General features: G+C 51.9%; 22 protein-coding genes. 12 read left to right on the forward strand and 10 right to left on the reverse strand.

The genetic code is table 11. The features are described 5' to 3' along the window. Positions 1–182 precede the first annotated feature (182 nt). The 3 genes from pfkA to cpxP all read right to left on the reverse strand — a co-directional run bounded on the left by pfkA (position 183) and on the right by cpxP (position 2,877). On the reverse strand, positions 183–1,145 hold the full coding sequence (gene pfkA, locus ACJHXA_RS17750; protein ID WP_000591795.1) for a 6-phosphofructokinase: 963 nt from the start codon (positions 1,143–1,145) through the stop codon (positions 183–185). Positions 1,146–1,325: 180 nt separating this feature from the next. Further along, complete coding sequence (gene fieF / locus ACJHXA_RS17755) at positions 1,326–2,228, reverse strand: CDF family cation-efflux transporter FieF (protein ID WP_001076742.1); 903 nt, start codon at positions 2,226–2,228, stop codon at positions 1,326–1,328. 148 nt (positions 2,229–2,376) lie between these two features. Then, complete coding sequence (gene cpxP / locus ACJHXA_RS17760) at positions 2,377–2,877, reverse strand: cell-envelope stress modulator CpxP (RefSeq protein ID WP_001223800.1); 501 nt, start codon at positions 2,875–2,877, stop codon at positions 2,377–2,379. 149 nt (positions 2,878–3,026) lie between these two features. On the opposite strand from cpxP, the gene cpxR reads away from it, so the two are divergent. Together cpxR and cpxA are read left to right on the forward strand one after the other, a co-directional pair. Further along, entirely contained in the window at positions 3,027–3,725 is a 699-nt protein-coding gene (cpxR, locus tag ACJHXA_RS17765; RefSeq protein WP_001033722.1) for an envelope stress response regulator transcription factor CpxR, read from the forward strand. Then, the gene (cpxA, locus tag ACJHXA_RS17770) at positions 3,722–5,095 is read left to right on the forward strand and encodes an envelope stress sensor histidine kinase CpxA (RefSeq protein ID WP_000580417.1); all 1,374 of its coding nucleotides are present in this window, start codon (positions 3,722–3,724) and stop codon (positions 5,093–5,095) included. Before cpxR ends, cpxA begins: the two co-directional genes overlap by 4 nt. Before the next feature lie 105 nt (positions 5,096–5,200). On the opposite strand, the gene yiiM is transcribed toward cpxA, so the two are convergent. The 3 genes from yiiM to sodA form a co-directional block, all read right to left on the reverse strand. Beyond that, positions 5,201–5,875, reverse strand: a complete 675-nt coding sequence (gene yiiM / locus ACJHXA_RS17775) for a 6-hydroxyaminopurine reductase (RefSeq protein ID WP_001270260.1) — start codon at positions 5,873–5,875, stop codon at positions 5,201–5,203. A gap of 148 nt (positions 5,876–6,023) precedes the next feature. Beyond that, complete coding sequence (kdgT, locus tag ACJHXA_RS17780) at positions 6,024–7,007, reverse strand: 2-keto-3-deoxygluconate transporter (protein ID WP_001166063.1); 984 nt, start codon at positions 7,005–7,007, stop codon at positions 6,024–6,026. Positions 7,008–7,266: 259 nt separating this feature from the next. Further along, complete coding sequence (sodA, locus tag ACJHXA_RS17785; protein ID WP_103262122.1) at positions 7,267–7,887, reverse strand: superoxide dismutase [Mn]; 621 nt, start codon at positions 7,885–7,887, stop codon at positions 7,267–7,269. 284 nt (positions 7,888–8,171) lie between these two features. Between sodA and rhaT the strand changes: the two genes are divergently transcribed. Beyond that, a complete protein-coding gene (rhaT, locus tag ACJHXA_RS17790) occupies positions 8,172–9,206 on the forward strand; it encodes an L-rhamnose/proton symporter RhaT (protein WP_000063527.1) in 1,035 nt (344 codons plus the stop codon). Here rhaT and rhaR read toward each other — a convergent pair. Together rhaR and rhaS are read right to left on the reverse strand one after the other, a co-directional pair. Continuing rightward, positions 9,203–10,051: an HTH-type transcriptional activator RhaR gene (rhaR, locus tag ACJHXA_RS17795; RefSeq protein ID WP_001309108.1), complete on the reverse strand. Its 849-nt coding sequence runs from the start codon at positions 10,049–10,051 to the stop codon at positions 9,203–9,205. The genes rhaT and rhaR overlap by 4 nt on opposite strands. A gap of 73 nt (positions 10,052–10,124) precedes the next feature. After that, positions 10,125–10,961 (reverse strand): HTH-type transcriptional activator RhaS, encoded by an 837-nt coding sequence (gene rhaS / locus ACJHXA_RS17800; RefSeq protein ID WP_000217162.1) that lies wholly within the window; start codon positions 10,959–10,961, stop codon positions 10,125–10,127. A gap of 287 nt (positions 10,962–11,248) precedes the next feature. Here rhaS and rhaB point away from each other — a divergent pair, with 287 nt between their 5' ends. The 8 genes from rhaB (at position 11,249) to ACJHXA_RS17840 (ending at position 20,381) form a co-directional block, all read left to right on the forward strand. Further along, positions 11,249–12,718, forward strand: a complete 1,470-nt coding sequence (rhaB, locus tag ACJHXA_RS17805; RefSeq protein WP_000144050.1) for a rhamnulokinase — start codon at positions 11,249–11,251, stop codon at positions 12,716–12,718. Then, complete coding sequence (rhaA, locus tag ACJHXA_RS17810; protein ID WP_000211486.1) at positions 12,715–13,974, forward strand: L-rhamnose isomerase; 1,260 nt, start codon at positions 12,715–12,717, stop codon at positions 13,972–13,974. The genes rhaB and rhaA overlap by 4 nt, the downstream gene beginning before the upstream one ends. 241 nt (positions 13,975–14,215) lie before the next feature. Continuing rightward, entirely contained in the window at positions 14,216–15,040 is an 825-nt protein-coding gene (rhaD, locus tag ACJHXA_RS17815) for a rhamnulose-1-phosphate aldolase (RefSeq protein WP_001179764.1), read from the forward strand. A 9-nt stretch (positions 15,041–15,049) separates the two neighbouring features. Next, positions 15,050–15,364: an L-rhamnose mutarotase gene (rhaM, locus tag ACJHXA_RS17820; protein ID WP_000619503.1), complete on the forward strand. Its 315-nt coding sequence runs from the start codon at positions 15,050–15,052 to the stop codon at positions 15,362–15,364. Positions 15,365–15,664: 300 nt separating this feature from the next. Continuing rightward, on the forward strand, positions 15,665–16,111 hold the full coding sequence (locus ACJHXA_RS17825; protein WP_000729595.1) for a PTS fructose transporter subunit IIA: 447 nt from the start codon (positions 15,665–15,667) through the stop codon (positions 16,109–16,111). Positions 16,112–16,121: 10 nt separating this feature from the next. Further along, positions 16,122–17,573 (forward strand): PTS fructose-like transporter subunit IIBC, encoded by a 1,452-nt coding sequence (locus ACJHXA_RS17830; protein ID WP_000446010.1) that lies wholly within the window; start codon positions 16,122–16,124, stop codon positions 17,571–17,573. Next, complete coding sequence (locus tag ACJHXA_RS17835; RefSeq protein ID WP_001019466.1) at positions 17,563–18,633, forward strand: aminopeptidase; 1,071 nt, start codon at positions 17,563–17,565, stop codon at positions 18,631–18,633. Before ACJHXA_RS17830 ends, ACJHXA_RS17835 begins: the two co-directional genes overlap by 11 nt. Next, entirely contained in the window at positions 18,633–20,381 is a 1,749-nt protein-coding gene (locus ACJHXA_RS17840; RefSeq protein ID WP_000931314.1) for a putative frv operon regulatory protein, read from the forward strand. Before ACJHXA_RS17835 ends, ACJHXA_RS17840 begins: the two co-directional genes overlap by 1 nt. Before the next feature lie 49 nt (positions 20,382–20,430). Here ACJHXA_RS17840 and ACJHXA_RS17845 read toward each other — a convergent pair whose 3' ends face one another. After that, entirely contained in the window at positions 20,431–21,471 is a 1,041-nt protein-coding gene (locus tag ACJHXA_RS17845; RefSeq protein WP_001317404.1) for a YiiG family protein, read from the reverse strand. 152 nt (positions 21,472–21,623) lie between these two features. Then, positions 21,624–22,457: a formate dehydrogenase accessory sulfurtransferase FdhD gene (fdhD, locus tag ACJHXA_RS17850; RefSeq protein ID WP_000753583.1), complete on the reverse strand. Its 834-nt coding sequence runs from the start codon at positions 22,455–22,457 to the stop codon at positions 21,624–21,626. 193 nt (positions 22,458–22,650) lie between these two features. Between fdhD and fdnG the strand changes: the two genes are divergently transcribed. After that, positions 22,651–25,701 (forward strand): formate dehydrogenase-N subunit alpha, encoded by a 3,051-nt coding sequence (gene fdnG / locus ACJHXA_RS17855; RefSeq protein ID WP_011310337.1) that lies wholly within the window; start codon positions 22,651–22,653, stop codon positions 25,699–25,701. Positions 25,702–25,704: the final 3 nt, after the last annotated feature.

The following is a 25,704-nucleotide window of genomic DNA, read 5'->3' on the forward strand; positions in this document are numbered from 1 at the left end:
TAAATCTACGCAACAGGTTAGAACCCAAGGCCCGATACGGCATGCGGACTGCAGGCAGAGAAAACTGGCCGATTTTCTCTGCACTGGAGGGATAATACAAGGCCTGATAAGCGAAGCGCATCAGGCATTTTTGCTTCTGTCATCGGTTTCAGGCTAAAGGAATCTGCCTTTTTCCGAAATCATTAATACAGTTTTTTCGCGCAGTCCAGCCAGTCACCTTTGAACGGACGCTTCATGTTTTCGATAGCGTCGATGATGTCGTGGTGAACCAGCTGTTCGTTCTGGATACCTACACAACGACCGCCGTAACCTGCCAGCAGCAGATCGATAGCGTAAGCGCCCATACGGGAAGCCAGAATACGGTCGTAAGGCACCGGAGAACCACCGCGCTGGATGTGGCCCAGCACAGTTGCGCGGGTTTCACGACCGGTTTCTTTCTCGATGAAATGCGCCAGTTCGTCAACATCACACATATGTTCGGTAATCGCCACGATCGCGTGTTTTTTACCTTTCGCGATACCCGCTTTGATTTCGTTTACCAGGTCTTCACGGCTGAATTCAACTTCCGGAACTACAACGAATTCACAGCCACCGGCAATGGCCGCAGCCAGGGTCAGATCGCCACAATAACGACCCATCACTTCCACCACGGAAATACGCTGGTGAGAAGAAGAGGTGTCACGCAGACGGTCGATCGCTTCTACAACGGTGCTCAGCGCAGTGAAGAAACCGATAGTGTAGTCAGTGCCTTTGATGTCGTTGTCGATAGTGCCCGGCAGACCGATGCACGGGAAGCCCATTTCGGTCAGACGCATTGCACCCATGTAGGAACCGTCACCGCCGATAACCACCAGCGCGTCGATACCACGTTTTTTCAGGTTTTCGATAGCCACGGCGCGGATGTTCTCGTCGCGGAATTCCGGGAAGCGCGCAGAACCGAGGAACGTACCGCCACGGTTGATCATGTCAGAAACGCTGTAACGGTCTAGCTGTACCATACGGTCTTCATACAGACCCAGATAGCCGTCATAAATGCCCATTACTTCCAGACCTTCTGTCAGCGCAGAACGAACAACCCCGCGAATTGCGGCGTTCATGCCTGGCGCATCACCGCCGCTTGTCAACACACCGATTTTCTTAATCATGACTACCTCTGAACTTTGGAATGCAAAATAAAATCTGTTGCCGGAAGTCTTCTTGCACATCGAAGTGATCCAACGAATGTGCAAATAGTATAACAATCACTTCCTGCTGAATTGATTCAGGTCAGGCCAAATGGCGGTATTTTATACACAAAATGCGGGTCTGGCTCTCTTTTATACTGATTATGAAAGCATAGACCGTTTACCCTCCCTGGGTACGACGGAACAGGGGTCCTGATGGATAATTACATCCGATCCCGGAAAACGCCGTAAAATAGCCTGCTCTACCTGATCCGCCACCATATGTGCCTGAACCAAAGGCAGAGAGTCTTCCATTTCCAAATGAATCTGAATAAAGCGGGTCGGCCCTGACTGCCGCGTGCGAAGATCGTGAGCGCCGCTAACACCCGGCCAGGAAGTCACGATATCAATAATTTCTTGCCGTTCCTCATCAGGCAATGCGCGATCCAGTAATGACTGTACCGCCTCATATCCCATGCGTAACGCGCTATATAAAATATAGATGCCGATTCCCAATGCAAACAGAGCATCGGCGCGATGCCAGCCGTACCAGGACAACCCCAGCGCCAGCAGAATTGCGCCGTTCATCATAACATCAGACTGGTAATGTAGCATATCAGCCCGCACCGCCTGGCTTTGCGTCCGGCGCACCACCCAACGCTGAAACGAGACAAGGATAATCGTACAAATTAGCGCCACAATTGTCACGATAACCCCGACGCCTGGATCTGTCATCGGTGTTGGAGATATCAGATGTTGAATACCCGTCAAAAACAGGAATAGTGCCGAACCGGAGATAAACATACTTTGCGCCAGCGCCGCGAGGGACTCTGCTTTACCGTGACCAAACGAGTGATTATCGTCGGCAGGTTGCAGGGAATATCGCACCACCAGTAAATTCGTCAACGACGCGCCGATATCCACCAGCGAATCCACCAGCGCGGCGAGAATACTCACCGACCCGGTATACCACCATGCAAAAATTTTAATCAGCAATAGCAACGAAGCCATCGCCGTCGCAGCAATCGCCGCCCGACTGACCAGCCGTCCATAAGATTGATTCATAAATACTCCCGCTATCAACTGACGCTAGTATAACGGAAGCAAATCATCTGCAATGCATTAAGCAGCAGGCAAATTGAGGATAAAAAAAACCCCCACATCATGTGGGGGAAGACAGGGATGGTGTCTATGGCAAGGAAAACAGGGTTTACTACTGGGAACGTGAGTTGCTACTACTCAATAGCTTCAACGATGAACTTTTTTGCCATTGCGTCACGTCACGCAACTGCTCCATTCGTTGTTGATGTTTCTCGTTTAAAACCGCTTGCTGCTCCGGCGTTAACAGGCGATACATTTGGTTGCGGACTTTTGCCATCTCAACCTGACGAGCAATTTGCTCATTCGCCATTTTTTCTGCCTGTGCGCGCACAGCGTTTTCATCAAAATTTTCTGCGGTGACAAGGCGATGCATTGTCTCCAGTTCGCTAACATTAACAGGAGGCTGTTCGTGCCGGGCCTGTTGCATAAGATCTCGCATCTGCTGACGCTGATGTTCGGTTAAACTTATGCCGTCGAACATATGGCTCTGCGTACTGCGCTGCGTAAGTTCTTCACCCGGATGCCAGTTATCGCCTGAACCGACTTCAGCAGCGTGGCTTAATGAACTGACTGCCAGCGTTGAGGCCATGACGGCAGCGGTAACTATGCGCATCATTTGCTCCCAAAATCTTTCTGTCGCGATTCAACGATAGAGAGTTTACGATTCAGGCTGCAAACATGCGTCAGGGGGTGTAAAACAACGTAAAGTCATGGATTAGCGACGTCTGATGACGTAATTTCTGCCTCGGAGGTATTTAAACAATGAATAAAATCCTGTTAGTTGATGATGACCGAGAGCTGACTTCCCTATTAAAGGAGCTGCTCGAGATGGAAGGCTTCAACGTGATTGTTGCCCACGATGGGGAACAGGCGCTTGATCTTCTGGACGACAGCATTGATTTACTTTTGCTTGACGTAATGATGCCGAAGAAAAATGGTATCGACACATTAAAAGCACTTCGCCAGACACACCAGACGCCTGTCATTATGTTGACGGCGCGCGGCAGTGAACTTGATCGCGTTCTCGGCCTTGAGCTGGGCGCAGATGACTATCTCCCGAAACCGTTTAATGATCGTGAGCTGGTGGCACGTATTCGCGCGATCCTGCGCCGTTCGCACTGGAGCGAGCAACAGCAAAACAACGACAACGGTTCACCGACACTGGAAGTTGATGCCTTAGTGCTGAATCCAGGCCGTCAGGAAGCCAGCTTCGACGGGCAAACGCTGGAGTTAACCGGTACTGAGTTTACCCTGCTCTATTTGCTGGCACAGCATCTGGGTCAGGTGGTTTCCCGTGAACATTTAAGCCAGGAAGTGTTGGGCAAACGCCTGACGCCTTTCGACCGCGCTATTGATATGCACATTTCCAACCTGCGTCGTAAACTGCCGGATCGTAAAGATGGTCACCCGTGGTTTAAAACCTTGCGTGGTCGCGGCTATCTGATGGTTTCTGCTTCATGATAGGCAGCTTAACCGCGCGCATCTTCGCCATCTTCTGGCTGACGCTGGCGCTGGTGTTGATGTTGGTTTTGATGTTACCCAAGCTCGATTCACGCCAGATGACCGAGCTTCTGGATAGCGAACAGCGTCAGGGGCTGATGATTGAGCAGCATGTCGAAGCGGAGCTGGCGAACGATCCGCCCAACGATTTAATGTGGTGGCGGCGTCTGTTCCGGGCGATTGATAAGTGGGCACCGCCAGGACAGCGTTTGTTATTGGTGACCACCGAAGGCCGCGTGATCGGCGCTGAACGCAGCGAAATGCAGATCATTCGTAACTTTATTGGTCAGGCCGATAACGCCGATCATCCGCAGAAGAAAAAGTATGGCCGCGTGGAACTGGTCGGTCCGTTCTCCGTGCGTGATGGCGAAGATAATTACCAACTTTATCTGATTCGTCCGGCCAGCAGTTCTCAATCCGATTTCATTAACTTACTGTTTGACCGCCCGCTATTACTGCTGATTGTCACCATGTTGGTCAGTACGCCGCTGCTGTTGTGGTTGGCCTGGAGTCTGGCAAAACCGGCGCGTAAGCTGAAAAACGCTGCCGATGAAGTTGCCCAGGGAAACTTACGCCAGCACCCGGAACTGGAAGCGGGGCCACAGGAATTCCTTGCCGCAGGTGCCAGTTTTAACCAGATGGTCACCGCGCTGGAGCGCATGATGACCTCTCAGCAGCGTCTGCTTTCTGATATCTCTCACGAGCTGCGCACCCCGCTGACGCGTCTGCAACTGGGTACGGCGTTACTGCGCCGTCGTAGTGGTGAAAGCAAGGAACTGGAGCGTATTGAAACCGAAGCGCAACGTCTGGACAGCATGATCAACGATCTGTTGGTGATGTCCCGTAATCAGCAAAAAAACGCGCTGGTTAGCGAAACCATCAAAGCCAACCAGTTGTGGAGTGAAGTGCTGGATAACGCGGCGTTCGAAGCCGAGCAGATGGGCAAGTCGTTGACGGTTAACTTCCCGCCTGGGCCGTGGCCGCTGTACGGCAATCCGAACGCACTGGAAAGTGCGCTGGAAAACATTGTTCGTAATGCTCTGCGTTATTCCCATACGAAGATTGAAGTGGGCTTTGCGGTAGATAAAGACGGTATCACCATTACGGTGGACGACGATGGTCCTGGCGTTAGCCCGGAAGATCGCGAACAGATTTTCCGTCCGTTCTATCGGACCGATGAAGCACGCGATCGTGAATCTGGCGGTACAGGATTGGGGCTGGCGATTGTTGAAACCGCCATTCAGCAGCATCGTGGCTGGGTGAAGGCAGAAGACAGCCCGCTGGGCGGTTTACGGCTGGTGATTTGGTTGCCGCTGTATAAGCGGAGTTAAACTCCGCATTTGTAGGCAGGATAAGGCGTTTACGCCGCATCCGGCATTTGAGCAGGATGCCTGATGCGACGCTGATAGCGTCTTATCAGGCCTACACTCCGGGGGTTATTTTCCCCACAACCGGCGGGAAAAATCTTCGATCTTGCCGCTCAGTCGGCGCTTTTGCATCGTCCGCGTCCAGCTTTTCGATAACCCGGCGGCGGAGAGTAAACGGTGATATTGATCGTCATCAAACGGCATATGCCATGCGATGGCGGCAGCCTCCTGCACGGTCACATCGCTGACACGGGAAACCAACTCCAGCGGCGCGTCCGCAGACACTTTCCCTGGCGCTATCACGCTATACAACCACCCCACCTTACCTGTGTTTTGCATCAACTGCGCTATATCGCTGATATCAAAATGGTAATTGAGTTTATAGCAAGGCGAGCGCGGCTGGCTGACCTGAATTAATGCCTCTCCCCAGCGGAAAATATCGCCCATATAAACATTACTTTCCGTGAGACCGTCGGTTGAGAGATTTTCGCCAAACGCAGGCGCAACAAACAACTCCGCCTGTTCCGGAAATTCCCGCGCCCAGTAGAGATAATGCTCACGAGGATAATGACACAGCGCTCTGTCTGGCCCGCCGTGAACCTTTTTCTCCGCCTGCTCGTCACCTTCCAGCCCCAGCTCCGTCAGCATCAACTCACCATCAACCTGGATTTTGGCAATTGCGCTGGGTTTGCCTTCGGGATAAGCCTGAATCTTGCCTGTGTATACATCAACCGGATATCGCATCTGTTCCCCCTCCACGAGAAATTTCCCCATTAGACCATATTTATTTTATGTCAGGCGTGCTGTTTTCGCGGTAAGTATCCAGGCAGGAACTCAATAGCAAACCGGACGAACGTTAGTTCATCCGGCTGTGGGGATTAAGGAAGCAGGTTTATTTCACCGTACCTAAAATTTCGATTTTCGCTGCTCTGGCTTTGACTTTACGTGACCAGATAGAGGTAAGAATTGGCACCAGAATCGAAGTCACAATGACCGCCGTCGCTACCAGCGAAGTTGCTGCCGGAGCCATCGGTTTAAACGCAGGCACCATTTCTGCAATCAGCACAGGTGTCGCTACCGCGGCCCCTGCGGAACTGGAAGCGGCAATTCCGGCAGTGCCATCGCCACCGCCAATCAATTTATCGGCGATAATCAACGGAATACCGGTCACGATAATTACTGCCACACCCAACAGGATCCCCAGCAAACCAGTCTGGGCAATCACAGTCAAATCAATGGTATTGCCCAGCGCGAAGGCAAAGAATGGAATCAGCGTTTGCACCGCTTTGCTGAAAAATTCTCGTAATTCAGGGTCAAGGTTCCCCAGGGCAAAGCCCACCAGGAACGGTAATACTGCGCCGACGAAAACATGCGGTTCAAACGAGGCAATCCCTGCAGTGCCCAGAATAATCATCGTCATGAGCGGCCCGGACTCCAACGACATCAACACAAATGCCCCAGCTTCTTCTTTTGTGCCGTACTGCTGCATGATGGAAGCGTAAAGTCCGCCATTGGTCATATCCATCGCCGCCACCAGCGCCAGCGTTGAAAGTCCGGCAAAGAATCCAACTTCAACACCATGTTCCGGAATAATGCGCGAGGCAATTGCCGCAACCACCCACGCGACGGCAATTTTTGTTACCACCAGCGTACCGGATTTACGCAATACCGTTCCCGTCGCGCTTAATTTTATTGACGCCCCCATGCAAAAAAACCACACCGCCAGAATGGGCACCGTACCGGTAATCATCCCGTTGGTGAATGATCCAAAATATTTCCCCGCCCCCGGCGAGAAGGTGTGGCACAGTGCGCCAAGGAATAGCGGGACGAGCATCATCCCCCCCGGGATTTTCTCAATCGAGCGTTTTATCTGCATTTCCATCACCTGTCGGCATATTTTTAAGGGCTGATGCGTCATTCCTCAATGGAGCATCAGTGTTGATGGAAACGAAGATAGACATTCATTTAATCAATAAAAGTGATCAAAACCACATCAATTGAAACACTGTTTTATTTTTATCGGATCATTGTTTTTATTTTGAAATTGATCACAAAAAAACCACCGCCGTTGGCGATGGTTCATTTTTTAAGCTGATATGCGGCCTATACGCCTCATTGCAGCAGGCGGCAAATGATTATTTTTTCGCCGCAAAACGTGCCGCTGCTTCGTCCCAGTTCACCACGTTCCAGAACTCTTTAATGTAGTCCGGACGGCGGTTCTGGAATTTCAGGTAGTAAGCATGTTCCCACACATCCAGGCCCAGAATCGGGAAGCCGGAAGCGCCAGAAATAGCTTCACCCATCAGCGGAGAATCCTGGTTAGCAGTAGAAACCACCGCCAGTTTATCGCCTTTCAGCACCAGCCATGCCCAGCCGGAACCAAAGCGGGAAGCTGCCGCTTTTTCAAATTCTGCTTTGAAGTTATCAACGGAGCCGAAGTCACGTTCGATAGCCGCTTTCAGGCCACCCTGCAGGGTGGTGCCTTTTTTCAGACCTTTCCAGAACAGGCTGTGGTTAGCGTGACCGCCAGCGTTGTTGCGCAGTACGGTTTTCTTGTCTGCTGGCAGCTGGTCCAGTTTGGTGATCAGCTCTTCAACCGGCAGGTTGGCAAATTCTGGCAGGCTTTCCAGCGCCGCGTTGGCGTTGTTTACGTAGGTCTGATGGTGTTTGGTGTGGTGGATTTCCATGGTCTGCTTATCGAAGTGCGGTTCCAGGGCATCGTAAGCATACGGCAGGGATGGCAGGGTATAGCTCATATTCATCTCCAGTATTGTCGGGCGGCCGATTGTTAATGCCGCGTAAGCAGTTGGTTCATTATAGTTAATTAAATGATATTGAAAATGATTATCAATGCCGTACTTTTCGTAAGGGTATGGTTTTGCAGGAAAATGCCCGAGATGTGAAGCAAATCACCCACTTAATGCCGTGATTGCCAGTAAATCGACAACGGCGGCAACAGGCGAAAGGTTAATCGACAGCACGATTTTTACACTCATCTCGTCGGAGATGTGAAGCGACGAAAAATGATGAGGATAAGAAGATGAGTAACGCGATTACGATGGGGATATTTTGGCATTTGATCGGCGCGGCCAGTGCAGCCTGTTTTTACGCTCCGTTCAAAAAAGTAAAAAAATGGTCATGGGAAACCATGTGGTCAGTCGGTGGGATTGTTTCGTGGATTATTCTGCCGTGGGCCATCAGCGCCCTGTTACTACCGAATTTCTGGACGTATTACAGCTCGTTTAGTCTCTCTACGCTGCTGCCTGTTTTTCTGTTCGGCGCTATGTGGGGGATCGGTAATATCAACTATGGCCTGACCATGCGTTATCTCGGCATGTCGATGGGAATTGGCATCGCCATTGGCATTACGTTGATTGTCGGTACGCTGATGACGCCAATTATCAACGGCAATTTCGATGTGCTGATTAACACCGAAGGCGGACGCATGACGTTGCTCGGCGTTCTGGTGGCGCTGATTGGCGTAGGGATTGTAACTCGAGCCGGGCAGTTGAAAGAGCGCAAGATGGGCATTAAAGCCGAAGAGTTCAATCTGAAAAAAGGGCTGGTGCTGGCGGTGATGTGCGGCATTTTCTCTGCCGGGATGTCCTTTGCGATAAACGCCGCAAAACCGATGCATGAAGCCGCTGCCGCACTAGGCGTCGATCCACTGTATGTCGCTCTGCCAAGCTATGTCATCATCATGGGCGGCGGCGCGATCATCAACCTCGGTTTCTGTTTTATTCGTCTGGCAAAAGTGAAGGATTTGTCGCTAAAAGCCGACTTCTCGCTGGCAAAACCGCTGATCACTCACAATGTGTTACTCTCAGCACTGGGCGGGTTGATGTGGTATCTGCAATTCTTTTTCTATGCCTGGGGCCACGCCCGCATTCCGGCGCAATATGACTACATCAGTTGGATGCTGCATATGAGCTTCTATGTATTGTGCGGCGGTATCGTCGGGCTGGTGCTGAAAGAGTGGAACAATGCAGGACGCCGTCCAGTAACGGTGTTGAGCCTCGGTTGTGTGGTGATTATTGTCGCCGCTAACATCGTCGGCATCGGCATGGCGAATTAATCTTTCTGCGAATTGAGATGACGCCACTGGCTGGGCGTCATCCCGGTTTCCCGGGTAAACACCACCGAAAAATAGTTACTATCTTCAAAGCCACATTCGGTCGAAATATCACTGATTAACAGGCGGCTATGCTGGAGAAGATATTGCGCATGACACACTCTGACCTGTCGCAGATATTGATTGATGGTCATTCCAGTCTGCTGGCGAAATTGCTGACGCAAAACGCGCTCACTGCACGATGCCTCATCACAAAATTTATCCAGCGCAAAGGGACTTTTCAGGCTAGCCGCCAGCCGGGTAATCAGCTTATCCAGCAACGTTTCGCTGGATGTTGGCGGCAACGAATCACTGGTGTAACGATGGCGATTCAGCAACATCACCAACTGCCCGAACAGCAACTCAGCCATTTCGTTAGCAAACGGCACATGCTGACTACTTTCATGCTCAAGCTGACCGATAACCTGCCGCGCCTGCGCCATCCCCACGCTACCTAAGCGCCAGTGTGGTTGCCCTGCGCTGGCGCTAAATCCCGGAATCGCCCCCTGCCAGTCAAGATTCAGCTTCAGACGCTCCGGGCAATAAATAATATTCTGCAAAACCAGATCGTTAACGGAAGCGTAGGAGTGTTTATCGTCAGCATGAATGTAAAAGAGATCGCCACGGGTAATGCGATAAGGGCGATCGTTGAGTACATGCAGGCCATTACCGCGCCAGACAATCACCAGCTCACAAAAATCATGTGTATGTTCAGCAAAGACATCTTGCGGATAACGGTCAGCCACAGCGACTGCCTGCTGGTCGCTGGCAAAAAAATCATCTTTGAGAAGTTTTAACTGATGCGCCACCGTGGCTACCTCGGCCAGAGAACGAAGTTGATTATTCGCAATATGGCGTACAAATACGTTGAGAAGATTCGCGTTATTGCAGAAAACCATCCCGTCCCTGACGAATATCACGCGGTGACCAGTTAAACTCTCGGCGAAAAAGCGTCGAAAAGTGGTTACTGTCGCTGAATCCACAGCGATAGGCGATGTCAGTAACGCTGGCCTCGCTGTGGCGTAGCAGATGTCGGGCTTTCATCAGTCGCAGGCGGTTCAGGTATCGCTGAGGCGTCAGTCCCGTTTGCTGCTTAAGCTGCCGATGTAGCGTACGCAGTGAAAGAGAAAATTGATCCGCCACGGCATCCCAATTCACCTCATCGGCAAAATGGTCCTCCAGCCAGGCCAGAAGCAAGTTGAGACGTGATGCGCTGTTTTCCAGGTTCTCCTGCAAACTGCTTTTACGCAGCAAGAGCAGTAATTGCATAAACAAGATCTCGCGACTGGCGGTCGAGGGTAAATCATTTTCCCCTTCCTGCTGTTCCATCTGTGCAACCAGCTGTCGCACCTGCTGCAATACGCTGTGGTTAACGCGCCAGTGAGACGGATACTGCCCATCCAGCTCTTGTGGCAGCAACTGATTCAGCCCGGCGAGAAACTGAAATCGATCCGGCGAGCGATACAGCACATTGGTCAGACACAGATTATCGGTATGTTCATACAGATGCCGATCATGATTGCGTACGAAACAGACCGTGCCACCGGTGATGGTATAGGGCTGCCCATTAAACACATGAATACCCGTGCCATGTTCGACAATCACAATTTCATGAAAATCATGATGATGTTCAGGAAAATCCGCCTGAGGGAGCCGGGGTTCTATCGCCACGGACGCGTTACCAGACGGAAAAAAATCCACACTATGTAATACGGTCATACTGGCCTCCTGATGTCGTCAACACGGCGAAATAGTAATCACGAGGTCAGGTTCTTACCTTAAATTTTCGACGGAAAACCACGTAAAAAACGTCGATTTTTCAAGATACAGCGTGAATTTTCAGGAAATGCGGTGAGCATCACATCACCACAATGAAGCAAATTGTGAACATCATCACGTTCATCTTTCCCTGGTTGCCAATGGCCCATTTTCCTGTCAGTAACGAGAAGGTCACGAATTCAGGCGCTTTTTAGACTGGTCGTAATGAAATTCAGCAGGATCACATTATGACCTTTCGCAATTGTGTCGCCGTCGATCTCGGCGCATCCAGTGGGCGCGTGATGCTGGCGCGTTACGAGCGTGAATGCCGCAGCCTGACGCTGCGCGAAATCCATCGTTTTAAAAATGGGCTGCATAGCCAGAACGGTTATGTCACCTGGGATGTGGATAGCCTGGAAAGTGCCATTCGCCTTGGATTAAACATGGTGTGTGAGGAAGGGATTCGTATCGATAGCATTGGGATTGATACCTGGGGCGTGGACTTTGTGCTGCTCGACCAACAGGGTCAGCGTGTGGGCCTGCCCGTTGCTTATCGCGATAGCCGCACCAATGGCCTAATGGCGCAGGCACAGCAACAACTCGGCAAACGCGATATTTATCAACGTAGCGGCATCCAGTTTCTGCCCTTCAATACGCTTTATCAGTTGCGTGCGCTGACGGAGCAACAACCTGAACTTATTCCACACATTGCTCACGCTCTGCTGATGCCGGATTACTTCAGTTATCGCCTGACCGGCAAGATGAACTGGGAGTACACCAATGCCACCACCACACAACTGGTCAATATCAATAGCGACGACTGGGACGAGTCGCTACTGGCGTGGAGCGGGGCCAACAAAGCCTGGTTTGGTCGCCCGACGCATCCGGGTAATGTCATTGGGCACTGGATTTGCCCGCAGGGTAATGAGATTCCGGTGGTCGCCGTTGCCAGCCATGATACCGCCAGCGCGGTTATCGCCTCGCCGTTAAACGGTTCACGCGCCGCTTATCTCTCTTCTGGCACCTGGTCATTGATGGGCTTCGAAAGCCAGACGCCATTTACCAATGACACGGCGCTGGCAGCCAACATCACCAATGAAGGCGGGGCGGAAGGTCGCTATCGGGTGCTGAAAAATATTATGGGCTTATGGCTGCTTCAGCGAGTGCTTCAGGAACGGCAAATCAACGATCTCCCGGCGCTTATCGCCGCGACACAGGCACTTCCGGCCTGTCGCTTCATCATCAATCCCAATGACGATCGCTTTATTAATCCTGAAGCGATGTGCAGCGAAATTCAGGCTGCGTGTCGGGAAACGGCGCAACCGATCCCGGAAAGTGATGCTGAACTGGCGCGCTGTATTTTCGACAGTCTGGCGCTGCTGTATGCCGATGTGTTGCATGAGCTGGCGCAGCTGCGCGGTGAAGATTTCTCGCAACTGCATATTGTCGGCGGCGGCTGCCAGAACACGCTGCTCAACCAGCTATGCGCCGATGCCTGCGGTATTCGGGTGATCGCCGGGCCTGTTGAAGCCTCAACGCTCGGCAATATCGGCATCCAGTTAATGACGCTGGATGAACTCAACAATGTGGATGATTTCCGTCAGGTCGTCAGCACCACCGCGAATCTGACCACCTTTACCCCTAATCCTGACAGTGAAATTGCGCACTACGTGGCGCGGATTCACTCTACACGAAAGACAAAGGAGCTTTGCGCATGACCACTCAACTGGAACAGGCCTGGGAGCTGGCGAAACAGCGTTTCGCGGCGGTGGGGATTGATGTCGAGGAGGCGCTGCGCCAACTTGATCGTTTACCCGTTTCAATGCACTGCTGGCAGGGCGATGATGTTTCCGGTTTTGAAAACCCGGAAGGTTCATTGACCGGTGGGATTCAGGCAACTGGTAATTATCCGGGCAAAGCGCGTAATGCCAGTGAGCTACGTGCCGATCTGGAACAGGCTATGCGGCTGATTCCGGGGCCGAAACGGCTTAATTTACATGCCATCTATCTGGAATTAGACACGCCAGTCTCGCGCGATCAGATCAAACCAGAGCACTTCAAAAACTGGGTTGAATGGGCGAAAGCCAATCAGCTCGGTCTGGATTTTAACCCCTCCTGTTTCTCGCATCCGCTAAGCGCCGATGGCTTTACGCTTTCCCATGCCGACGACAGCATTCGCCAGTTCTGGATTGATCACTGCAAAGCCAGCCGTCGCGTTTCGGCCTATTTTGGCGAGCAACTCGGCACACCATCGGTGATGAACATCTGGATCCCGGATGGTATGAAAGATATCACCGTTGACCGTCTCGCCCCGCGTCAGCGTCTGCTGGCAGCACTGGATGAGGTGATCAGCGAGAAGCTAAACCCTGCGCACCATATCGACGCCGTTGAGAGCAAATTGTTTGGCATTGGCGCAGAGAGCTACACGGTTGGCTCCAATGAGTTTTACATGGGGTATGCCACCAGCCGCCAGACTGCGCTGTGCCTGGACGCCGGGCACTTCCACCCGACTGAAGTGATTTCCGACAAGATTTCCGCCGCCATGCTGTATGTGCCGCAGTTGCTGCTGCACGTCAGCCGTCCGGTTCGCTGGGACAGCGATCACGTAGTGCTGCTGGATGATGAAACCCAGGCAATTGCCAGTGAGATTGTGCGTCACGATCTGTTTAACCGGGTGCATATCGGCCTTGACTTCTTCGATGCCTCTATCAACCGCATTGCCGCGTGGGTCATTGGTACACGCAATATGAAAAAAGCCCTGCTGCGTGCGTTGCTGGAACCTACCGCTGAGCTGCGCAAGCTGGAAGCGGCGGGCGATTACACTGCGCGTCTGGCACTGCTGGAAGAGCAGAAATCGTTGCCGTGGCAGGCAGTCTGGGAAATGTATTGTCAGCGTCACGATACCCCAGCAGGTAGCGAATGGCTGGAGAGCGTGCGGGCTTATGAAAAAGAAATTTTGAGCCAGCGTGGGTAAACACTGCCGGATGCGGCGCGAGCGCCTTATCCGGCCTACGGGTCGAATGTCCATGCGGGCTGTCACCCTCACCCCGGCCCTCTCCCTGAAAGGGCGAGGGAGAAAAACATAGCCTCGTGCGGCAACGGAGCTGAACACCGCTCCGGACAGTCCCCTCGCCCCTACGGGGAGAGGGTTAGGGTGAGGGGAACAAGCCGCACCATGTCTAAACAAGGCAACCTAATTTACAGGAACACAGAACATGCAAAACATTACCCAGTCCTGGTTTGTCCAGGGAATGATCAAAGCCACCACCGATGCCTGGCTGAAAGGCTGGGACGAGCGCAACGGCGGCAACCTGACGCTGCGCCTGGATGACGCCGATATCGCGCCTTATAAAGACAACTTCCATGCACAACCGCGCTATATCCCGCTCAGCCAGCCCATGCCTTTACTGGCAAATACACCGTTTATTGTCACCGGCTCCGGCAAATTCTTCCGTAACGTCCAGCTTGATCCTGCAGCTAACTTAGGCGTCGTAAAAGTCGACAGCGACGGCGCGGGCTACCATATTCTCTGGGGGTTAACCAACGAAGCCGTTCCAACTTCTGAACTTCCGGCTCACTTTCTCTCCCACTGCGAGCGCATTAAAGCCACCAACGGTAAAGATCGGGTGATCATGCACTGCCACGCCACCAACCTGATCGCCCTCACCTATGTACTGGAAAACGACACCGCGGTCTTTACTCGCCAACTGTGGGAAGGCAGCACCGAGTGTCTGGTAGTGTTCCCGGATGGCGTTGGCATTTTGCCGTGGATGGTGCCCGGCACGGACGAAATCGGCCAGGCGACCGCACAAGAGATGCAAAAACATTCGCTGGTGTTGTGGCCCTTCCACGGCGTCTTCGGCAGCGGGTCGACGTTGGATGAAACATTCGGTTTAATCGACACCGCAGAAAAATCAGCACAAGTATTAGTGAAGGTTTATTCGATGGGCGGCATGAAACAGACCATCAGCCGTGAAGAGTTGATAGCGCTCGGCAAGCGCTTCGGCGTTACACCACTAGCTAGTGCGCTGGCGCTGTAAGGAGCAAACATGATCCGCAAAGCCTTTGTCATGCAGGTTAACCCCGACGCCCACGAAGAGTATCAGCGTCGGCATAACCCCATCTGGCCGGAACTGGAAGCAGTGTTGAAATCTCACGGTGCGCATAACTACGCCATTTACCTCGACAAAGCGCGTAATCTGCTGTTTGCCACGGTAGAGATTGAATCTGAAGAACGGTGGAATGCGGTAGCCAGCACTGATGTTTGCCAACGTTGGTGGAAATATATGACCGATGTTATGCCCGCTAACCCGGATAACAGCCCGGTGAGTAGCGAGCTGCAAGAAGTGTTTTACCTGCCGTAATTGCCCAATGTGCCAGAGATGCCTCCGGCACAATATTTTAAATTTCGATTTGAAAAATTAAACATATTACATCTCCCGGTAAGTTATATTTCCCTGATACATTGTGAGTAAATCACAAAAATAATGAATAACCCATTAATGATTCATGTGGTTTATTTAAATAACCATTATGTGCATTACTCCGCAAATCTGACCTTTCACTCTGTCTCAAATTGTCATTGTTTACCGACATATCGCCTCTCATCACTTAATCTCTCCACCATTACAATTGATTAAAATATATTTTATGGAGTCCGATTAATGGCAGCTCTTACTGCAAGCTGTATTGACCTGAATATTCAGGGCAATGGCGCTTATTCCGTTCTGAAGCAGTTGGCGACAATAGCGTTACAAAACGGTTTTATCACCGACTCACACCAGTTCCTGCAAACCCTGCTGCTGCGCGAAAAAATGCACTCTACTGGATTTGGTTCCGGTGTCGCCGTGCCGCACGGTAAAAGCGCCTGCGTTAAACAACCGTTCGTATTATTCGCCCGCAAAGCGCAGGCTATTGACTGGAAAGCCAGCGATGGCGAAGACGTCAATTGCTGGATCTGCCTCGGCGTGCCGCAAAGCGGCGAAGAGGATCAGGTCAAAATCATCGGCACACTGTGTCGCAAAATTATTCACAAGGAATTTATTCATCAACTGCAACAGGGCGATACCGACCAGGTGCTTGCCTTGTTAAATCAAACCCTCAGCTCATAAGGAAGTGGCGATGGAGTCATCCTTACGTATTGTCGCGATCACCAACTGCCCCGCCGGGATCGCTCACACCTACATGGTGGCGGAAGCCCTGGAACAGAAAGCCCGTTCTCTCGGTCATACCATTAAAGTTGAAACTCAAGGATCAAGCGGCGTCGAAAACCGCTTATCCAGCGAAGAGATTGCCGCTGCCGATTACGTCATTCTCGCTACCGGGCGTGGCCTGAGCGGTGACGATCGCGCGCGGTTTGCCGGGAAGAAGGTTTATGAGATTGCCATCTCCCAGGCGCTGAAAAATATCGATCAGATTTTCAGTGAATTACCAACAAACTCGCATCTTTTTGCTGCAGATAGCGGCGTGAAGCTTGGCAAACAGGAAGTGCAAAGCGGCAGCGTGATGAGCCACCTGATGGCGGGCGTCTCTGCGGCGCTGCCGTTTGTCATCGGCGGCGGTATTCTGGTGGCGCTTGCCAACATGCTGGTGCAGTTCGGTTTGCCATATACCGATATGTCGAAAGGTGCGCCGTCGTTTACCTGGGTAGTTGAATCCATCGGTTACCTCGGCTTCACCTTTATGATCCCCATCATGGGCGCTTATATTGCCTCGTCGATTGCCGATAAACCGGCTTTCGCTCCGGCGTTTCTGGTTTGCTATCTGGCGAACGACAAAGCGCTGCTCGGCACCCAGTCGGGTGCGGGATTCCTCGGCGCGGTGGTGCTGGGGCTGGCGATTGGCTATTTCGTCTTCTGGTTCCGCAAAGTGCGCCTTGGCAAAGCATTACAACCGCTGCTCGGTTCAATGCTGATCCCGTTCGTTACTCTGCTGGTTTTCGGCGTGCTCACTTACTACGTTATCGGGCCGGTGATGTCCGACCTCATGGGCGGGCTGCTCCACTTCCTGAATACCATTCCTCCATCAATGAAGTTTGCGGCAGCGTTTCTGGTCGGTGCGATGCTGGCGTTCGATATGGGCGGCCCCATCAATAAAACCGCCTGGTTCTTCTGCTTCTCACTGCTGGAAAAACACATTTATGACTGGTACGCCATCGTCGGCGTTGTCGCGTTGATGCCGCCCGTTGCGGCGGGTCTTGCGACGTTCATTGCGCCCAAACTGTTTACCCGACAGGAAAAAGAGGCTGCCAGTAGTGCCATTGTGGTCGGTGCCACAGTCGCAACCGAACCGGCTATACCTTACGCTCTGGCAGCTCCGTTGCCGATGATTACCGCCAATACGCTGGCGGGTGGCATTACCGGCGTGCTGGTGATCGCTTTCGGAATCAAACGTCTGGCACCTGGTTTGGGTATCTTTGACCCGCTGATCGGCCTGATGTCGCCGGTGGGTTCGTTTTATCTGGTGCTGGCGATTGGCCTCGCGCTGAACATTTCATTCATTATCGTCCTGAAAGGATTGTGGTTACGCCGCAAAGCGAAAGCCGCGCAACAGGAGCTTGTCCATGAACATTGAGTTACTGCAACAGTTGTGCGAAGCCAGCGCCGTCAGCGGCGATGAACAGGAAGTTCGCGACATTCTGATAAACACGCTGGAACCTTGCGTTAATGAAATCACCTTTGATGGTCTGGGCAGCTTTGTTGCCCGTAAGGGGAATAAAGGTCCAAAAGTTGCCGTTGTCGGGCATATGGATGAAGTCGGCTTTATGGTCACCCACATCGACGAGAGCGGTTTTCTGCGCTTCACCACCATTGGCGGCTGGTGGAATCAGTCGATGCTCAACCACCGGGTAACCATACGCACACACAAGGGATTTAAAATCCCTGGTGTGATTGGTTCCGTCGCGCCTCATGCGTTAACGGAAAAGCAAAAGCAACAACCGCTGTCATTTGATGAGATGTTCATTGATATTGGCGCGAACAGTCGCGAAGAAGCGGAAAAGCGCGGCGTTGAAATTGGCGATTTTATTAGCCCGGAAGCCAATTTTGCCTGCTGGGGCGAAGATAAAGTAGTCGGAAAGGCGCTGGATAACCGCATCGGCTGCGCGATGATGGCGGAGCTACTACAGACAGTAAATAACCCAGAAATTACGCTGTACGGCGTTGGCAGTGTGGAAGAAGAAGTTGGGCTACGCGGGGCACAAACCTCGGCGGAACACATTAAACCGGATGTGGTGATTGTGCTGGATACCGCTGTCGCAGGTGATGTTCCGGGCATTGATAACATTAAATACCCGCTGAAACTGGGCCAGGGGCCGGGGCTGATGCTGTTTGACAAGCGCTACTTCCCCAACCAGAAACTGGTAGCAGTGTTAAAAAACTGTGCCGCACATAACGATTTACCGCTGCAATTTTCCACCATGAAAACCGGAGCGACGGATGGCGGGCGCTACAACGTGATGGGCGGCGGGCGTCCGGTTGTCGCGCTGTGTCTGCCAACTCGTTATCTGCACGCTAACAGCGGCATGATTTCAAAAGCCGATTACGATGCTCTGCTCACGCTGATACGGGATTTTCTGACGACCTTAACTGCGGAGAAAGTCAACGCGTTTAGCCAGTTCCGTCAGGTGGATTAATGCTAAACGAACGCCAGTTAAAGATTGTCGATCTGCTGGAGCAACAGCCGCGCACGCCTGGAGAGCTGGCGCAACAGACTGGCGTTTCAGGCAGGACCATCCTGCGTGATATTGACTATCTCAACTTCACCCTTAACGGCAAAGCCCGCATTTTCGCCAGTGGTAGTGCGGGCTATCAGCTGGAAATCTTCGAGCGCCGCAGCTTTTTTCAGTTGCTGCAAAAGCACGATAACGACGATCGGCTGCTGGCGCTATTATTACTAAATACCTTTACTCCCCGTGCGCAACTCGCCTCGGCGCTTAATTTGCCAGAAACGTGGGTAGCAGAACGTCTGCCCCGGTTAAAACAGCGTTATGAACGCACTTGTTGCCTGGCCAGTCGCCCCGGTTTGGGCCATTTCATTGATGAAACAGAAGAGAAGCGCGTTATCTTGCTGGCGAACTTGCTACGCAAAGATCCGTTTTTAATTCCGCTGGCGGGCATAACACGAGACAACCTTCAGCATTTATCCACGGCCTGCGACAACCAACACCGCTGGCCGCTGATGCAGGGTGATTATCTCTCCAGCCTGATTCTGGCGATTTACGCCCTGCGTAATCAGCTTACTGACATATGGCCGCAATATCCCGGTAACGAGATAAAACAAATCGTTGAACAGTGCGGCCTGTTTCTCGGTGATAACGCTGTAAGAACCCTGACGGGTTTGATAGAGAAACAGCATCAGCAAGCGCAGGTAATTTCAGCCGATCATGTGCTGGGGTTGCTGCAAAGGGTGCCAGGCATCGCGTCATTGAATATTATTGATACGCAGTTGGTTGAGAATATTACCGGGCATTTATTACGTTGCCTTGCCGCACCGGTGTGGATTGCTGAGCACCGCCAAAGCAGCATGAATAACCTGAAAGCCGCCTGGCCTGCGGCCTTTGATATGAGTCTGCACTTTATTACGCTACTGCGTGAACAGCTCGATATTCCCCTTTTCGACAGCGATCTGATCGGTTTGTATTTTGCCTGTGCGCTGGAACGGCATCAAAACGAACGCCAGCCGATCATTTTGCTCTCGGACCAGAACGCGATTGCCACTATTAATCAGCTCGCCATTGAGCGCGATGTTTTACATTGTCGGGTGATTATTGCCCGTAGCTTAAGCGAACTTGTTGCCATTCGCGAAGAGATTGAGCCGTTATTGATCATTAACAACAGCCATTATTTACTGGATGACGCGGTAAATAATTACATCACCGTAAAAAATATCATTACGGCTGCCGGTATCGAACAAATAAAACATTTTCTGGCGACGGCATTTATTCGCCAACAGCCGGAGCGTTTTTTCTCTGCCCCCGGAAGTTTTCATTATTCGAATGTACGCGGTGAAAGCTGGCAACATATTACCCGGCAAATTTGTGCGCAATTAGTGGCACAACACCATATTACCGCCGATGAAGCACAACGCATCATCGCCCGCGAAGGCGAAGGTGAAAACCTGATTGTTAATCGCCTCGCCATCCCACATTGCTGGAGCGAACAGGAGCGACGTTTTCGTGGATTTTTTATTACCCTCGCCCAACCAGTTGAGGTGAATAACGAAGTCATTAACCATGTCTTGATCGCCTGCGCCGCCGCCGATGCGCGTCATGAGCTAAAAATATTTAGCTATCTGGCAAGCGTATTGTGTCAGCATCCGGCAGAGGTTATTGCCGGGTTAACAGGATATGAGGCATTTATGGAGTTACTTCACAAGGGGTGAACTGTGTCGGATGCGCCGCATCCGACACTGCATTTATCATCAAAAACGTTTAACGCAGGCTATTATAGTCATCAACCATTTCGTTGTACTCGCGTAATGCTCTCGGGAAAGAGTCGTCGACCATCCAGCTTGAGTTTGCGTCCTGCAGTTGCTCTTTATCCCAGTCAGAGTACGGGACTTTATCTCTGACGCGGCGAACGTATTTTTTAGCCTCGAGTTGATACTGGCCTGCCGAATTAATAAACGAGAAATTCATGCCGCCTTTATCCGCTTCTTTGGCCTGCGCCACCAGCGTTTCCAGTTCAGACACTTTCTTCATTGCCGCTTCTGCATCAAACTTATCTTGCGATATCAGGTTATTAATTTGTTTCGCTGAAATCATGACTGCCAGAGAGTAATAGTGGAATGTTTTCCCTTCTCTTTCTTCAATATTTTTCAGTTCCGCAAGCTGGCGCTTATCGTTAATTTCCTGAATCGCCGCATGATAAGATTCTGCTACAGCTTCAAAGGCTTCCAGATTTTTTAAGAATGTCTGGTGCAGCGTTTTCCCTTTCGCAAACGCATCGTCTTTATAATTTTCCTGGGTGTAATATTTATCCATTTCGTTAATGGTATTACCCAACGCCACGGCAGCATCGATATAACTCACCGCCACGCCATCAATAGGTTGCAGCGCAGGCGTTAACGCCACAGCACTTTTTACGCCTTTTTCACACTCAGCGAGGTTGGATTCACTAATGCCGTAGATGCCATAAACAGTACGCTCTTCACCGGTAGGCCCCTGTTTAAAATCTTTCAGCCAGTCAGCATAACGCGCCAGACTGCTCTGTACAGGGATCTGTAACTTGTTATAGCACTTGATATAGACATCCATTTTTTCGTCGAAAACCGCTTGTTCATCGACCACCGGTTGCGCAGGTGTTTCAGGTTTAGCTTCTGCTTTTGCAACGGGAGCTTCAGGAGCTGGTGCGGCAGGTTGACTATTGGCAGGCGGGGGCGTTTCTGTTTCGGCTTTTTTATCATCACAACCCGTCAGACCGAGGGCCATGATGGCGACTATAATAGCGGAAGATAATAAATTCCTTTTCATTTAATTGCCTTATAAATATATAGATAAGAGAGTGAACATAATAAATGAAAAAAGAAAACGCCACTACACGCGTTTTATTTATAAATAAAATAATAAAATTCACGAAATGAATAAGTCCTGCAATTTAATATATATCGCAGGACTTATTTTAATTAATTGCTCAAACGCTGCGGATGGGTATAAACCGTTGCCCGACCCGGCTTACAAAAACCCACCAGCGTCAGATTACAACGCTCAGCCACTTCTACAGCAAGCGTGGTCGCGGCAGACACCGCAAACAAAATCTCTACGCCGCACATCGCCGACTTTTGCACCATTTCATAACTGGCACGACTGGAAACCAGTACCGCACCTTGCTGCCAGCTTTCCCCTTCTTGTGACCGGCGGCCTAACAGTTTGTCCAGCGCCACATGGCGACCCACGTCTTCATGCCCGCCGACCAGTTCGCCAGATGGCAACATCCAGGCAGCGGCGTGAGTACAACCAGTCAGTTGCCCCACTGGCTGAAAATCGTTGAGATGACGTAATGCATCATCCAGTTTGTTGAGATCAAACGTCTGGGTGAACGGTAGCGGCTGCACCGGTTTTCCGATGTCATTAAGTTGCTCCACGCCGCATACGCCACAGCCCGTACGTCCCGCCAGCGCCCGGCGGCGCTCCTTCAACCCCATAAAGCGGCGGCTGGAAAGCTCAATTTGTACTTCAAGACCATTACAGGAAGGAACGACATCCATGCCGAAGATATCGCGCGGACTTTCTATTATCCCCTCGGAAAGCGAAAAACCGATCGCAAAGTACTCAAGGTCTTTGGGCGACGCCATCATCACCACATGCGAAATGCCGTTGTAGACCAGCGCAACGGGAACTTCTTCCGCGACCTCATCTAACCGTGGGTGTTGTAAATCATCACGCCGCCATAACTCAATTTGACGAACACCTGTGATATTTGTCACATTTTCGATTTCTTTTTGCTGTGTTTTTTTCACTTTCTCTTAACCAGATAAGAACACACACACCAACATTATGGTATTCTGTTACAAACCCTTCCTGGATGGAGGGAAATTGAGCCAATTCTGGACCTTTGCGGCCCCTTCCGCAAAGAAAAATAACTCCCACTCCCTGCACACGCAGCAAGCGAATGTAAATGGGACGTGACAATGTCGAAACAAGGAGCAATCCATGCAGGTCAGCAGAAGGCAGTTCTTTAAGATCTGCGCTGGCGGTATGGCAGGCACCACGGCAGCGGCACTGGGTTTTGCACCCAGCGTAGCGCTCGCGGAAACCCGGCAGTATAAACTGCTGCGCACCCGCGAAACCCGTAATACCTGCACCTATTGTTCCGTAGGCTGTGGGCTGTTGATGTACAGCCTCGGTGACGGAGCAAAAAACGCCAAAGCATCTATCTTCCATATCGAAGGCGATCCGGATCACCCGGTCAACCGCGGTGCACTTTGTCCGAAAGGCGCTGGCCTGGTGGATTTCATCCACTCCGAAAGCCGTCTGAAGTTTCCGGAATACCGTGCGCCAGGTTCTGATAAATGGCAGCAAATCAGTTGGGAAGAGGCGTTTGATCGCATCGCCAAACTGATGAAAGAAGACCGCGATGCTAACTACATTGCGCAAAACGCCGAAGGCGTGACTGTTAACCGCTGGCTCTCCACCGGGATGCTGTGTGCTTCCGCGTCGAGTAACGAAACCGGCTATTTAACGCAAAAATTCTCCCGCGCGCTGGGTATGCTCGCGGTCGACAACCAGGCGCGTGTCTGACACGGACCAACGGTAGCAAGTCTTGCTCCAACATTTGGTCGCGGTGCGATGACCAACCACTGGGTCGACATCAAGAACGCCAACCTCGTCGTGGTGATGGGCGGTAACGCCGCTGAAGCTCACCCGGTCGGGTTCCGCTGGGCGATGGAAGCCAAAATTCACAACGGCGCGAAGCTGATTGTGATCGATCCTCGCTTTACGCGTACGGCGGCGGTAGCTGACTACTATGCCCCTATTCGTTCCGGTACTGACATTGCTTTCCTGTCAGGCGTATTGCTGTACCTGCTGAACAATGAAAAATTCAACCGCGAATACACCGAAGCCTATACCAACGCCAGCCTGATAGTGCGTGAGGATTACGGCTTTGAAGATGGCCTGTTCACCGGCTACGACGCGGAAAAACGCAAGTACGATAAATCCTCCTGGACTTATGAACTGGACGAAAACGGCTTCGCCAAACGCGATACCACGCTGCAACATCCGCGCTGCGTGTGGAACTTGCTGAAACAGCACGTTTCCCGCTACACGCCAGATGTGGTTGAAAACATCTGTGGTACGCCAAAAGACGCGTTCCTGAAAGTCTGCGAATACATCGCAGAAACCAGTGCTCACGATAAAACTGCCTCGTTCCTGTATGCCCTCGGCTGGACGCAACACTCCGTTGGTGCGCAAAACATTCGTACGATGGCGATGATCCAGCTGCTGCTCGGCAATATGGGGATGGCCGGCGGCGGCGTTAACGCCCTGCGCGGTCACTCCAATATTCAGGGGCTGACGGACCTGGGGCTACTGTCGCAGAGTCTGCCAGGTTACATGACGCTGCCAAGCGAGAAGCAGACCGATCTGCAAACCTACCTTACCGCCAACACGCCAAAACCGCTGCTGGAAGGCCAGGTAAACTACTGGGGCAACTACCCGAAATTCTTCGTCTCTATGATGAAGGCCTTCTTTGGTGATAAAGCGACGGCGGAAAATAGCTGGGGCTTTGACTGGTTGCCGAAGTGGGATAAAGGCTACGACGTCCTGCAGTACTTCGAGATGATGAAAGAGGGCAAGGTCAATGGCTATATCTGCCAGGGCTTTAACCCTGTTGCCTCATTCCCGAACAAAAACAAAGTGATCGGTTGTCTGTCGAAACTGAAGTTCCTCGTCACCATCGACCCACTGAACACTGAAACCTCTAACTTCTGGCAGAACCACGGTGAGCTGAACGAAGTTGACTCGTCGAAGATCCAGACCGAAGTGTTCCGTCTGCCATCGACCTGCTTCGCAGAAGAGAACGGTTCAATCGTTAACTCAGGTCGCTGGTTGCAGTGGCACTGGAAAGGTGCGGACGCCCCGGGGATTGCGCTGACTGATGGCGAGATCCTCTCCGGTATCTTCCTGCGCTTGCGCAAGATGTATGCCGAACAGGGTGGCGCGAACCCGGACCAGGTGCTGAACATGACCTGGAACTACGCCATTCCGCATGAGCCGAAGTCGGAAGAAGTAGCGATGGAGAGCAACGGTAAGGCGCTGGCCGATATTACCGATCCGGCAACCGGTGCGGTTATCGTCAAGAAAGGCCAACAACTTAGCTCGTTCGCCCAATTGCGCGATGACGGTACAACCTCCTGTGGCTGCTGGATTTTCGCCGGTAGCTGGACGCCGGAAGGCAACCAGATGGCGCGTCGTGATAACGCCGATCCGTCTGGCCTCGGTAACACGCTGGGCTGGGCATGGGCATGGCCGCTTAACCGCCGCATTCTGTATAACCGCGCCTCCGCAGATCCGCAGGGTAACCCGTGGGATCCGAAGCGTCAGTTGCTGAAATGGGACGGCACTAAGTGGACCGGCTGGGATATTCCGGACTACAGCGCAGCGCCTCCGGGTAGCGGCGTCGGGCCGTTTATCATGCAGCAGGAAGGCATGGGGCGTCTGTTTGCCCTCGATAAGATGGCGGAAGGTCCGTTCCCGGAACACTACGAGCCGTTTGAAACGCCGCTGGGAACTAACCCGCTGCATCCAAACGTTATCTCGAACCCGGCTGCACGTATCTTTAAAGACGACGCCGAAGCATTGGGTAAAGCCGATAAGTTCCCGTATGTCGGAACCACCTATCGTCTGACCGAGCACTTCCACTACTGGACCAAACACGCGCTGTTGAACGCGATTTTGCAACCAGAGCAGTTTGTGGAAATCGGGGAGTCGCTGGCGAATAAACTTGGCATTGCCCAGGGCGATACCGTGAAAGTCTCCTCCAACCGTGGCTATATCAAAGCCAAAGCGGTGGTGACCAAACGTATTCGTACGCTGAAAGCGAACGGCAAAGATATCGATACCATCGGTATTCCGATTCACTGGGGTTATGAAGGCGTAGCTAAAAAAGGCTTTATTGCCAATACGTTAACGCCATTCGTTGGTGATGCGAACACGCAGACGCCGGAGTTTAAGTCCTTCCTTGTGAATGTGGAAAAGGTGTAACGG

The organism is Escherichia sp. WS33 (assembly GCF_046486385.1).
In the GTDB taxonomy this organism is placed as follows: Bacteria; Pseudomonadota; Gammaproteobacteria; order Enterobacterales; family Enterobacteriaceae; genus ECMA0423.

What these genes read in the sequence shown, in the direction of transcription:
- rhaT (WP_000063527.1), top strand. Translation starts at nt 8,172, where the DNA reads ATGAGTAACGCGATTACGATGGGGATATTTTGGCATTTGATCGGCGCG.
- fieF (WP_001076742.1), bottom strand. Translation starts at nt 2,228, where the DNA reads ATGAATCAATCTTATGGACGGCTGGTCAGTCGGGCGGCGATTGCTGCG.
- rhaA (WP_000211486.1), top strand. Translation starts at nt 12,715, where the DNA reads ATGACCACTCAACTGGAACAGGCCTGGGAGCTGGCGAAACAGCGTTTC.
- sodA (WP_103262122.1), bottom strand. Translation starts at nt 7,887, where the DNA reads ATGAGCTATACCCTGCCATCCCTGCCGTATGCTTACGATGCCCTGGAA.
- rhaB (WP_000144050.1), top strand. Translation starts at nt 11,249, where the DNA reads ATGACCTTTCGCAATTGTGTCGCCGTCGATCTCGGCGCATCCAGTGGG.
- ACJHXA_RS17825 (WP_000729595.1), top strand. Translation starts at nt 15,665, where the DNA reads ATGGCAGCTCTTACTGCAAGCTGTATTGACCTGAATATTCAGGGCAAT.
- ACJHXA_RS17845 (WP_001317404.1), bottom strand. Translation starts at nt 21,471, where the DNA reads ATGAAAAGGAATTTATTATCTTCCGCTATTATAGTCGCCATCATGGCC.
- ACJHXA_RS17830 (WP_000446010.1), top strand. Translation starts at nt 16,122, where the DNA reads ATGGAGTCATCCTTACGTATTGTCGCGATCACCAACTGCCCCGCCGGG.
- cpxA (WP_000580417.1), top strand. Translation starts at nt 3,722, where the DNA reads ATGATAGGCAGCTTAACCGCGCGCATCTTCGCCATCTTCTGGCTGACG.
- pfkA (WP_000591795.1), bottom strand. Translation starts at nt 1,145, where the DNA reads ATGATTAAGAAAATCGGTGTGTTGACAAGCGGCGGTGATGCGCCAGGC.
- rhaD (WP_001179764.1), top strand. Translation starts at nt 14,216, where the DNA reads ATGCAAAACATTACCCAGTCCTGGTTTGTCCAGGGAATGATCAAAGCC.
- rhaS (WP_000217162.1), bottom strand. Translation starts at nt 10,961, where the DNA reads ATGACCGTATTACATAGTGTGGATTTTTTTCCGTCTGGTAACGCGTCC.
- cpxR (WP_001033722.1), top strand. Translation starts at nt 3,027, where the DNA reads ATGAATAAAATCCTGTTAGTTGATGATGACCGAGAGCTGACTTCCCTA.
- ACJHXA_RS17840 (WP_000931314.1), top strand. Translation starts at nt 18,633, where the DNA reads ATGCTAAACGAACGCCAGTTAAAGATTGTCGATCTGCTGGAGCAACAG.
- ACJHXA_RS17835 (WP_001019466.1), top strand. Translation starts at nt 17,563, where the DNA reads ATGAACATTGAGTTACTGCAACAGTTGTGCGAAGCCAGCGCCGTCAGC.
- yiiM (WP_001270260.1), bottom strand. Translation starts at nt 5,875, where the DNA reads ATGCGATATCCGGTTGATGTATACACAGGCAAGATTCAGGCTTATCCC.
- rhaM (WP_000619503.1), top strand. Translation starts at nt 15,050, where the DNA reads ATGATCCGCAAAGCCTTTGTCATGCAGGTTAACCCCGACGCCCACGAA.
- kdgT (WP_001166063.1), bottom strand. Translation starts at nt 7,007, where the DNA reads ATGCAGATAAAACGCTCGATTGAGAAAATCCCGGGGGGGATGATGCTC.
- cpxP (WP_001223800.1), bottom strand. Translation starts at nt 2,877, where the DNA reads ATGCGCATAGTTACCGCTGCCGTCATGGCCTCAACGCTGGCAGTCAGT.